Origin of the sequence: Chroococcidiopsis cubana SAG 39.79 (assembly GCF_003991895.1) — a bacterium.
Lineage (GTDB): Bacteria > Cyanobacteriota > Cyanobacteriia > Cyanobacteriales > Chroococcidiopsidaceae > Chroococcidiopsis > Chroococcidiopsis thermalis.
This window is the reverse complement of the sequence record NZ_RSCK01000147.1, coordinates 1-10,243: the sequence shown is the minus strand read 5'-3', so window position 1 is coordinate 10,243 and position 10,243 is coordinate 1. Positions and strand designations below refer to the sequence as shown.

The window sequence follows — 10,243 nt, the reverse complement described above, 5'->3', positions numbered from 1 at the left end:
GTCACCCATCAGCAATACTTTACTTTTGACAAGGCATTTATGTATGGATAACCATACATCCTATTTAGGATTGCTATACTTGGTCGTTTAATGCTGTTTGTCAATTGGGATGGGATGACAAGATTACCAACGGCGTAGCGCTCCACAAACAAACGTATTACGAACATCGGGCTAGAACAGGATTGCCATCGCAATTGGTTTGTGCAGCTAGAGTCAAAGCATGTGAAGCTTTGAAGTCTGCCAACAAGCTCTTGAGACAGAAAAAGAATGTTTCTTGCCCTAAGTCTAAGCGTTGCCCAATTAGGTATGATGCTCGGTCTTACACAGTTTGGTTTGACCGCAGCGAAGTTACTATTTTGGCTATTGGCGGTCGGATCAAGCTCATTTTTGAATTAGCCCAATACTATCGCCAATATTTGAGTTGGAAAAATACCAGCGCCGATCTGATTAGAGATAAAAAAGGGCGCTGGTGGTTGCATATAGTAATGGAGACTGATAACCCTAAAGTTACGCCAATCAATGAAACGGTTGGTGTTGACCTGGGTATTGTCTCTCCCGCTACTGATTGTCGAGGAACTTTTTATGGTGAGAAACATTGGAAACAAGTAGAGGATAGAATTTTTGAGTTGCGCCGTCGCCTGACTAGCAAAGGCACAAAATCTGCTAAACGACATCTCAAGAAGTTGTCTAGTAGACAGGCACGGTTTCGCCGCGACTGCGACCATGTGTTGAGTAAACGCTTGGTACAGTCGGTGGGCAAAGGCGCAACAATAGTTTTTGAAGACCTCACAAATATTCGCGGTAGAGCCAAAGTTCGTAAATCTCAACGCCGTAGATTGCACGGTTGGAGTTTCGCGCAGTTTCAAGCATTTGTCACTTACAAAGCCGAAGCCAAAGGTATAGCCATAGGTTTTGTAGACCCTAGATTTACGAGCCAAAAATGCAGTTCTTGCGGTCATATTTCGCGAAGTAATCGCCCGACCCAAAAGGATTTTAAGTGCAAGAAATGCCACGCAGAACTTTTGGCAGACCATAACGCAGCGATTAATATTCGTGAGGATTTTCTCAAACTTAGGGGTTCAGTCAATAACCCTTTTGTTTCAACCGATGACCTCGGTTAGTTACAAGCTGCGTCCCTTTATGGGCGCGGCAGTTGACTCTTCTTCTTTCTCTTCGCTGCCAATTCCTAACTCCTGCCGTAGTTCTTCTATTGTCTGAGGCTGAATTTTGCCCGATTTTGATTCGGCGATCGCATCGCGCAGGCGACGACCATTAGCAGGGTTTCGCAACAAATACACTGTTTCAACCAAACTGGTTAAGTCTGATTCGGCAATCAGCGCCACATTTTCTCCTTCGCGCCGTTTGATGATAAAAACCTGATGGTTTTCCACCACAGAGTCTAATAACTGAAAGAAGCTATTCCTCGCATCCGTTGGGGAAGTGATTTCGTAGGAGAACATAAATAACGTACAGGATTACGTACATCAATTTTACTCAGATTTTAGCAAAAGTAGTTAGAGGCGCTATTCGAGCTGAACGCAGTTATCGCTCCGTTGGGATGGAACGCTCGATCGCATTTTGAACGCTCGATCGCTGCCGCTACAAACCGCGAACTTCGAGCAAGCTGCTGGCTACCGCCATTTGCAACTGACAGCTACTAATTGACAATATGGCACGATGGCTTACCTTAGAGGCAGCAGCTCAAGCTGTTGCAGTCAAACAGAAACAGCTTGAGGAGTATTTAACTGACACTTCCCCTGAAGCCCGATTTCAGGCACATGGACTTTTGTTCGATCGCAAGCGGTGGCAAGCTGGTCAAGAGTTTTTGCAGCTTTTAGAGCAACCTGCCAGCACCTTGGCATTGGCTGCAACATCTCAAACATTGCAACATAGCAGCGAGAAAGGGCGTTCGTATCGCTGGCATGAAACCCCGATTCGATTGCAGCTCGTCTGGCTTCCCTTAAATTCGGATACCAAAGAAAGGCAGGTATTGATTGCAGCATCCAGTCACGATGACTTCCCGATTTCTAACCTGGTGGGCGAATCAGAGTTGGGAGAATTACCCGCTGTTCTAACTCAGTTATTGTCGGAGCTTAAGGCTGACCTGCCGCTGCGGAAAATTCGCTATCAGCGCCAGCAGCCAAAAGCAAAATCAACTAATTCGTCCCGAAGGTCGGATCGTTCAACTCAACCTTCAGTTGAAACCAAACAACAAACCTCGGACAAAACCACTCAAATTTCACTCTTTTAAACAATGATCGACGACACTCATGAAGACAAACTACTCGTTCTGCTCGAAGGACAGCAGCATTGGGTACGCAGATCGATTGCCCAAAATGATGACTTATTGCGAATGTTATTTAGTGGACTTAGCCCCGAACTAGCAGCAGCAGAAATTCAACGATCGCCAAGTCAAATTAAAATTGTGCCGAAAAAGGGGACAAAAGGGACAGCTGAACCATCTTATAACTTGCCAACTACTGCATCGGTCTTAGCAGCTTTAGATGCAGTATCGTCTAAGATCGACCCTGCTATTTTGATGTGCGTTAAATTACGAAAAATCGAGTTATTGCAGGGGATTAATCCTTGCAACGCTCAAGCTATCGTGGAACAGATTGAGACGGCGATCGACTGCTCGAAGCATTGGTCGAATTCAGTCAAGCAGTCCCTAAAAAGGCTCGACCACTCCCCGTCCGTTAGCACGATTCCAGTTGGATTTTAAGTCAGCATGGACATCCCAATCACTTCCGAAGCAGCCATTTATCGGTTGCAAAACTATCTGCAAAGACTGCCTTCGAGCCGTTTTCAAGCCCTAGAAATTCTGGAAGCTAAGCGGAACGTTTACCAACTGCTGCATCTGTATCAGGTGTTCTTCCCAAAACAGTTTGTTGCCAGTCGTGCATCTACTCTCCCTGTAGGACAAGGACACAGTCAACGAGAGCGTGAGTTGCTCGATTTGCTCTACGAGCATTGCTTTCCACTTCCAGAATGGGCAATGGAGTGGGCATACGAGCAACGACTAGAATATATTCCCATTGAAGATAAGGGAATCAATTGGCAGTGTGAAGACAGCATTGAGGGGCTAGTGGATGAGTGGAAGATCCTCATTCCACTTAGTAGTGAAGGCTATTATTGGTTAACATCAATTGACCGAGATTTAGCCGAGTGGTACGAGTTGGAATTTGGGATTTCGATTCAAACAATTCAAGTCCCCGAACAAGTACCTCAAGACTTGTTGAGAAAACGCTGCCTTCAAGCAGGCACTCCGTTCAAATTTCTGCCATTAGTCCTGCGCGTCTTGGATAAAAACACGGGGAATGTTTGGCTGGACGAACAGTGCAGTTACTGTTACGGCTCGGACTATAGCAGCAAATATCCTTGGACTGAGGCATCGATTCGATTTCTGACCAACCAATGGCATCGAGCGCTCAAAGCGATCGAGTGCTGCAATGAATTTACAAATTGGTTGGGACAAGATTTACAAGCACATTTCAATCTTGTACTGGAACTATGGAACCAAGCCTATTTCATCACAAATTAACTCGAATGAATCTATTTTTTGACTGCAATGGATGACGAGACAGCAGATATTCAATCGATCAAATCTGCCGTAATTGACGAATTTCTCGGCGACCCGCTCACCGCCAAAGTTGAAGCAGCGATTTTTATTTCGCAAGGGCGCTATTTCTACAAACGACTTGTTGAAACAAACCCACCAACCTATCGCTATAAATGCTTGTCACCTCACAGCTTGAGAGTTGCCTTCAACAATACCGCGATCGATTCGGGTTGGATTGCGCCAGGAGTCGTTCGCTGCGGTTGCTCTTGGGGCGGCAATTGGGCTGTCATGTTCGTCCCCCCCGCTCGTCACTGGATCGATTTGAGTGCGATCGGAAAACTGACAGTCCCGCTGCCAGGGCTGGTCTTGATCGGACTGGAGAAAGAGTATTGGCTGTGTGCGGTGGCGGTTGAAGCGTTCGCTCCAGATGCAGTTTGCTTTCACGCACCCCTACCAAACATTTATGCCGACTTAAAGATTTGCTGGGGAGAAAACAAGCCTCCCGCTGCTAGCGGACAAACTATCTCGGCAACTTGGGAATTATTCATCGGCAGCCAATTTTCGGGGGAGCTGGTGAAGGGAAAATCCAAACAGAAGCCTTACCAAGACGACATTCGCCAACAGCTTGTAGAACTACATCGCACCTCTAGCAAACGCTATCCCCAACCAGAGCGATCGCTACTGCCTATCGGCAGAGCAACGACGATCGACAAGTTAGTGCAGGAGTATTTACTTGATGGAATTGATTGACGATCGCATCGTCGGACATCAGTTTGCCTATAGCTTGCCACTGCCAGATTTCTCCAGCAGCGGTCTAGAGTATTGGGTCGGGCAGAATGGAATCTTCGCCAGAGCTGCTCGACCTGGGATCGAAGTGCTGATGCCTCTAGGCTACTACCAACCTCTCAAAGGGCTAGTCTCGCTCGATCCCTACCTGAAAGTAGAACCGCTAGTGCCTGGAGAATTGCTGTTGCACGTTTGGGTAGCGGCATGTCAAACGACAGACCCAGCAACCGATAGCCTGCTAGAGGCTTTGTTTCATTTGGTGTGGGTTCGGGGGCATTGGCAGCTCGTTACTCCCTCACAAAAGCAGGATACGACGAGCTGTCAGCCAATTGATACGAGTGCTGACTCCTCTACTTGCAATGCAGCGATTGAAATTCACTCGCATGGAGCAATGTCAGCGTTTTTCTCTCCTACCGACGATCGGGACGAATCATCGGGGTTTCGGCTCTATGGCGTGATGGGCAAGGTTCGTAGCCCAAGACCGCAAATGCTCTTGCGCGTGGGGTTGTTTGGGCATTGCTGGCACGTACCGCTCGATCGGGTGTTTGGCTTGAAAGGAGGGTGTTTCTTTGAGGATCTTGGTTTGCAAGATAGCCGCTACTACTACAACCAATGGGAGAAACCGCAATGTCCCTCAACTATGACATAGTAGAGGCTGTTCCAGTCACCTTGGTTTACGATCGCGTTCACTTTTGGATTGTTGGTTGTGGAGGAACGGGGTCGTTCCTAGTCGGGCTAATTGTCAGAATTGCACTAGAGCTAATTCGTTCGGGCAAACCAACTAAAATTACGCTGGTAGACCCAGATCGAGTTGAAGCTAAAAATACCATTCGACAGTGCTTTTGCTCAGCTGAAATCGGGCGCAACAAGGCTCAAACGCTAGCCGTCCGTTACTCTCTGGCTCACGAGCTGGAAATTGAGGCAATACCATCAACTTTCCAGCCCCAGTGGATTACTTACTATTCCTATGGTGGATTACTTACTATTCCTATGGGGGCGATCGCCCTAACACGCTAACAGTCTTGATGGGTTGTGTAGATCGAGCATCTGGGCGGCGATCGCTCCATCAGGCGCTCGATTGCAACCGCTATCGCCGCCAGAAAAGCGTGTGGTGGATCGATGCTGGCAATGGCGATCGTCACGGGCAAGTGTTGGTTGGCTCTAGTCTCTCAATCGATCCAAACGACTATCGCTTGACAAAGCTAGGCTGCTTGAGTTTGCCCAGCCCAGGCATCCAAGCCCCCGAACTGCTAGTAGACAAGCCGGAGGAACTCCAGGAAAATCGATTGTCTTGTGCCGAACTAGCACGACTCGATCGGCAAAGCCCGATCGTTAATGCTCAAGCAGCAACGATCGCAGCCGATCTAGCGCTGGATTTGGTAAACGGCGAACTGACTCGTTTTGCTGCATACTTCGACCTGCGTAGTGGCACAAAATACCAATACATCACACCCAAAGCCGTGAATGATGCGATAACTACGCTCGCGCTTCGCTAACGCCTCGTTTACTCAGACCAATTCTATGCCATCTGGCTGATTTAACAGTTCGTCGGCTGGTTCGTTTTGCAGTGCAATTGCTCGTTTGTTGTAGCGAGCGTACAGAGTTTGGCTGTTGGTTGGATTGACTGAAGATGTCGGGATTGGTTCGTCGTCTAAGTCGATCCAATCATTTGGTCCTAGTTGAAACCCAGGCTGCCGAGCGACTTGGGCAGGAATTATTTTAGGCAGTTGGCTGGGATGAGGTAGCGGCATGGTGTTTTTGACTGATACAAGTTTACTGCAAAAAAAAGTCAGAGTTGGGGCAGGGGGAGCAACGCGGAAAAGTAGGAGAAGCAGCGAGCGCGATAAGGCGTTTGAGAACAGTTGGAGTATCGGGTGGCAACTTAATACGAGCAAAAGTGGAATTGACAATGTGCTTAGGTGGAACCTAGAGTTGGGGAGAGTCTTATATCGCTTTTCTAGACGTATACAACCAAGCCGTTTGTACTATTCTATACACAAAATTCAAAGGCAAAAGCAGCGAATGCAACTGCGCCACAGCTAACACCAACACCACCGTAAACTTCCCCCAACACAAAGAGCCTTGTTGAGTTTAGGCTATGAAAGCCATTAAATCATCAATAGATCGGAGCTGTTTTCAGGCGAATCGGTTGCAGAGGTTGAAGCTTAATGTTTTTACACTTATTTCTCTTATTACACTTATTACAGATATACTGGAAATGATATTGTTCGCCCTAACGTCAGTTTTCTTATGGATAAGTCGATCGAACTACCCGATTCTGTCTTCGTACCAGAGCCAGACACTCAAGCTATCAAACACCTAGAGGCATTGCTAGAGAAGGCTCACCCTAAGCTTGTTGGTGTAGATGGCGAAGAGATCCCCCTGCCGGACTCCGTTTACCAGGTTTTCCGTCAAGTCATCCATATGATGGCTGCGGGAAGGGCGATCTCGCTAGTCCCATACGATCGCTATTTCAGCAGCCAGGAGGCGGCTGATTTTCTCAACGTTTCGCGCCCTTATCTATACAGTCTCTTGGATGGGGGTCAAATTCCCTACATGATGGTTGGCACTCATCGGCGCATTCGGTTTGAAGACTTGATGGATTACAAGCGCAAGAGAGACAGCCAACGCCATCAGGCTCTGAGCGGACTAGCTGCATTCAGCCAAGAATTAGGTTTCTACGCAGCAGCAGACGATCGCTCGACAGAAAGCAACCCGTAGAGTCAATGGCTGTAACTTCTGTCATTCTCGATTCTTGCGTTCTTTACCCGATGTACTTGAGAGACACTCTGCTGTGTGCTGCTGATGCAGGATTGTATCGGGTGCATTGGTCGCAAGAGATATTAGATGGAGCGATCCGTAATTTAGTAGCAGATCGACAAATAACCCAACATCAGGCAGCTTACTTAGAAAGACAGATGAACTCTGCTTTTCCTGAAGCAATGGTTGCAGTTACGGAGCGCCTGATTCCCTGCATGGATAACGATCCGAGAGATCGTCACGTTTTAGCGGCTGCTTTAATTGCAAAAGCGCATGTCATTGTAACAGATAACCTCAAGCATTTCCCAGCCGCATCTCTAAGTCAATTTCGGGTTGAAGCCCAGAGTGCAGATCGGTTCTTGACTTACCTGTACGATTTATCTCCCGACTCAATGCATGAAGTACTCCAGACTCAAGTGAGTAGGCTAAGAAAACCACCTATGTCTATTTCAGATTTACTCAACCTCTTAGAAAAGTCTGTACCCACCTTTGTTAGCCGCTTTCGCTCTAGGTAGCCATTCCGCAAACTTCTCTTCCAGCAGCGATCGTCATCTGCATCCGGTAGAACTAAATACGCGAAAAATTGAAAATTGGAGGAAAAGGGGGAGGTAAAGAAAACCAAGGAAATGTAGACGAAGGGAAAGCCACGTCCGTGGCTTTAGTTGTGGTAAACCTTAATATCTGGTGGTTCATATCTATGGCAACTACAACTAAATCCACTGTCAAAAAAAATGGTTCAGCTACAGCCAATGCCAAGTCTGGGGCTACTACTAAAGCCGCTGCCAAACCTGCGGCTTCTGCGAACGATTTGATTGGGCAGGTGACGGCAACTCTCAAAAAGACTTACAAAGTCAACCTGAACGATCGCAAAAAGCGAGTGGCTTTGAAGGTCTACCATGCCTTGAGGGAAAAGATGGGCTTGGATTTGCAAACCCAAGTCCGCAAAAACAATGGCACTTTTGACTGGCAAAAATGGAATACTAAAGTGTTCGTACTCCTGTTCGGTAAGCCCGAAGCACCCAAGTATTCAGCTCCAGTGATGGCGAAAATCGCGAGTTACTTCTACGACACCATCAGCGAAGATCCGACTCAAGCTGTAGCCGATCTGGTTGAGTTTAACAGGCAGTCACTGGAGCGACGCAATGCCATCCAGGAGCAGTCTGAAGACGATGACCTTGAAGGTGACGATGAAGAGTTTGATGACAGCGTTCTCGACGATGAGTCCGACCTCGATGCCGAAGCCGAGTCCGATCTCGACGAAGGGGACGATGAGGATGACCTTGACGATGACGATGAGGACTTCGAGGACGAGGAAGACGACGAGCTGGAATAGCGAAAGCATCGGCTGAAACCAACAATGCGATCGCAAACTTGGCGATCGCTCGATCCCTGCATCTAGACCGACTAGATGCAGGGATTTTTTTTGTTAAATCTGGCAGCTTGAATCGATCGGGCTTGGCGGCGATCGCTGCGAAGAAGTTGAGCAAGCGTCAAAACGCACCGAATCGAAGCGAAATTGAACTGGAATGCGTTTGCCAACGCAATGCTCGTGAGCCATTAAAACAACCAAAAGGAGAAAAAATCATGGCTACTGCAACTGCAACTACAACCCGTAAGTCTGCTAAATCCACCAAACAGCGCAAACACACACCAGCATTGGAACTGGTCATTCCGTATCAGGAGAAGATCAGATTGATGGTGCTGGAGGTAGTGCGGGAAGAAGCAGGTCGCGAACTCTCTGCTGCCGCTCGGTTCAGCAACCAGGACTTTGACTGGGAAGAATTCAACGCTCAGTTCCGCAAGGACTACGGAGCAACTTCCCTTAAGGAATTGATGCGCTACGCACGTATCAAGTTCGGGTTGAACAGCCTGGACGAAATCCGAGAACGCCGAGTTCAACACAAACAACGCCGACGAGAGCGCATCGCCAATGCAGGCGGCTTCGCAGACCTCTCCGATGAGGATGCAGGATACAGCTTAGAGATGGAGGATTTGGAGGGAGACGACATCGAACTCGAATAAACTAAACTCTGCCGATGCCTGCAAGGAATCCCAGACCTTAATTCAGTCTGGGATTCTTTTTTTAGCACTCTTGTGAAACAGCGGTGGAAGTTGGAGGCAGAGGCGACCACAGGTTGCAGGTTTTGCGAGTTCAATCGAATGAAATTACAAAATGGATTGAATTGGACAGATTGCGTCTGCCGACGCGATTTTCGTGAGTAAAGCCAATCAATAGTGAATAAGGAGAAGAAAATGGCTAAGAACACCGCTAAAACTGCGATCCGCACTGCTGCTCTGGAACAAACGATTTCCTATGCCGAAAAGGTACGCCTAATGGTCATCGAAGTGCTCAGGGAAGAGTCCGGACGGGAACTGGCTGCAAAAGCTCGCTTCAACGGACAGACCTTCGACTGGGAGCAGCACAACGCTGACTTTCGCAGCGATTATGCGGACTGGAGCCTAGAGCAACTGTTGGCAGCAGCCCGTAAGTTTTACGGACTCAAGAACCTCGACGCTCTTTCACAGCGTCGTGCCGCTCACAAGCAACAGCGGGCTGAGCGAATCGCACGGGCTTCCTAAGCCGAAAAAATGAGCTACTCTCTTTGATGTAGCTCATTTTTTTACAAATTTGTCTTCCTTGGTCTGCCACGTTTCTTTGATAGTCCGGCTTTGCGTCTCGCTCTCATGAGTTCCCGCATCTGCTCTCGGCGGGCTGTCTGCTTGCACTCGTTACTACAGTAAAGCGGCACAGGACCAGGAAACCGATGCTGTGTCACTGTCTGTTCGCATACGGTACAGGTAAACGTTACCTCCCGCGTGTTGACACGGCGTGCGTGCTGCTTTTGTTGTCGTACCTGGACTTCTGGCTCGTCGTGCATAAAAAATCTGTTAGCATAACTTGCAAGTTATGCTAACAGATTTAAGCGGCGATTGCCAAGAAAAAGCGATCGCCTGAACTCCTGCCTTTGTTACCAAGATGCGCCGCTAACTGTAGCGGCGCATCGTTCTCCTTAGACTCTTTTTTCATTCCCGTTCGCACTACTAGGAGAGCGAAAAATTTCGGGGGAGATCGGCGGCAATCAGTGGTTTTAAACACTAATCATTCCAAAGACCTTGAAACCTGGCAGATGCAAGTTC

The 10,243-nt window shown here is 48.0% G+C and carries 16 protein-coding genes; 13 read left to right on the top strand and 3 right to left on the bottom strand.

Annotated elements, in window-relative coordinates:
* The first annotated feature begins 104 nt into the window (after window positions 1-104).
* Complete coding sequence (locus DSM107010_RS35050) at window positions 105-1,121, top strand: RNA-guided endonuclease InsQ/TnpB family protein (protein ID WP_106169368.1); 1,017 nt, start codon at window positions 105-107, stop codon at window positions 1,119-1,121.
* Here DSM107010_RS35050 and DSM107010_RS35045 read toward each other — a convergent pair whose 3' ends face one another.
* Complete coding sequence (locus DSM107010_RS35045) at window positions 1,122-1,460, bottom strand: type II toxin-antitoxin system Phd/YefM family antitoxin (RefSeq protein ID WP_106169369.1); 339 nt, start codon at window positions 1,458-1,460, stop codon at window positions 1,122-1,124.
* A gap of 209 nt (window positions 1,461-1,669) precedes the next feature.
* Between DSM107010_RS35045 and DSM107010_RS35040 the strand changes: the two genes are divergently transcribed.
* The 7 genes from DSM107010_RS35040 to DSM107010_RS35010 are packed head-to-tail and all read left to right on the top strand — an operon-like array spanning window position 1,670 to window position 5,841.
* Window positions 1,670-2,251: a hypothetical protein gene (locus DSM107010_RS35040; protein ID WP_106169370.1), complete on the top strand. Its 582-nt coding sequence runs from the start codon at window positions 1,670-1,672 to the stop codon at window positions 2,249-2,251.
* A 3-nt stretch (window positions 2,252-2,254) separates the two neighbouring features.
* Window positions 2,255-2,722 (top strand): hypothetical protein, encoded by a 468-nt coding sequence (locus DSM107010_RS35035; protein WP_106169371.1) that lies wholly within the window; start codon window positions 2,255-2,257, stop codon window positions 2,720-2,722.
* A gap of 6 nt (window positions 2,723-2,728) precedes the next feature.
* A complete protein-coding gene (locus DSM107010_RS35030; RefSeq protein ID WP_106169372.1) occupies window positions 2,729-3,541 on the top strand; it encodes a hypothetical protein in 813 nt (270 codons plus the stop codon).
* A 27-nt stretch (window positions 3,542-3,568) separates the two neighbouring features.
* Window positions 3,569-4,309 (top strand): hypothetical protein, encoded by a 741-nt coding sequence (locus DSM107010_RS35025; RefSeq protein WP_106169373.1) that lies wholly within the window; start codon window positions 3,569-3,571, stop codon window positions 4,307-4,309.
* On the top strand, window positions 4,296-4,994 hold the full coding sequence (locus DSM107010_RS35020; RefSeq protein WP_106169374.1) for a Mov34/MPN/PAD-1 family protein: 699 nt from the start codon (window positions 4,296-4,298) through the stop codon (window positions 4,992-4,994). The genes DSM107010_RS35025 and DSM107010_RS35020 overlap by 14 nt, the downstream gene beginning before the upstream one ends.
* Window positions 4,973-5,362, top strand: a complete 390-nt coding sequence (locus tag DSM107010_RS35015; RefSeq protein ID WP_158631948.1) for a ThiF family adenylyltransferase — start codon at window positions 4,973-4,975, stop codon at window positions 5,360-5,362. The genes DSM107010_RS35020 and DSM107010_RS35015 overlap by 22 nt, the downstream gene beginning before the upstream one ends.
* On the top strand, window positions 5,293-5,841 hold the full coding sequence (locus DSM107010_RS35010) for a ubiquitin-activating E1 family protein (RefSeq protein ID WP_146138788.1): 549 nt from the start codon (window positions 5,293-5,295) through the stop codon (window positions 5,839-5,841). Before DSM107010_RS35015 ends, DSM107010_RS35010 begins: the two co-directional genes overlap by 70 nt.
* A gap of 12 nt (window positions 5,842-5,853) precedes the next feature.
* Here the strand turns inward: DSM107010_RS35010 and DSM107010_RS35005 are convergent, their stop codons facing one another.
* Window positions 5,854-6,096: a hypothetical protein gene (locus DSM107010_RS35005; protein ID WP_127025179.1), complete on the bottom strand. Its 243-nt coding sequence runs from the start codon at window positions 6,094-6,096 to the stop codon at window positions 5,854-5,856.
* 499 nt (window positions 6,097-6,595) lie between these two features.
* Here DSM107010_RS35005 and DSM107010_RS35000 point away from each other — a divergent pair, with 499 nt between their 5' ends.
* From DSM107010_RS35000 to DSM107010_RS34975, 5 genes are all read left to right on the top strand, one after another.
* Window positions 6,596-7,066 (top strand): helix-turn-helix domain-containing protein, encoded by a 471-nt coding sequence (locus DSM107010_RS35000; protein ID WP_106171622.1) that lies wholly within the window; start codon window positions 6,596-6,598, stop codon window positions 7,064-7,066.
* Between the two features lie 5 nt (window positions 7,067-7,071).
* Window positions 7,072-7,620, top strand: coding sequence for a PIN domain-containing protein (locus DSM107010_RS34995; RefSeq protein ID WP_106171624.1), 549 nt, complete (start codon window positions 7,072-7,074; stop codon window positions 7,618-7,620).
* Window positions 7,621-7,688: 68 nt separating this feature from the next.
* Window positions 7,689-8,438: a hypothetical protein gene (locus DSM107010_RS39060; protein ID WP_158631947.1), complete on the top strand. Its 750-nt coding sequence runs from the start codon at window positions 7,689-7,691 to the stop codon at window positions 8,436-8,438.
* 38 nt (window positions 8,439-8,476) lie between these two features.
* A complete protein-coding gene (locus tag DSM107010_RS34980; protein WP_199755966.1) occupies window positions 8,477-9,127 on the top strand; it encodes a hypothetical protein in 651 nt (216 codons plus the stop codon).
* A gap of 231 nt (window positions 9,128-9,358) precedes the next feature.
* The gene (locus tag DSM107010_RS34975; RefSeq protein WP_127025173.1) at window positions 9,359-9,685 is read left to right on the top strand and encodes a hypothetical protein; all 327 of its coding nucleotides are present in this window, start codon (window positions 9,359-9,361) and stop codon (window positions 9,683-9,685) included.
* Between the two features lie 41 nt (window positions 9,686-9,726).
* Here DSM107010_RS34975 and DSM107010_RS34970 read toward each other — a convergent pair whose 3' ends face one another.
* Complete coding sequence (locus tag DSM107010_RS34970) at window positions 9,727-9,984, bottom strand: hypothetical protein (RefSeq protein ID WP_127025170.1); 258 nt, start codon at window positions 9,982-9,984, stop codon at window positions 9,727-9,729.
* Between the last annotated feature and the right edge of the window lie 259 nt (window positions 9,985-10,243).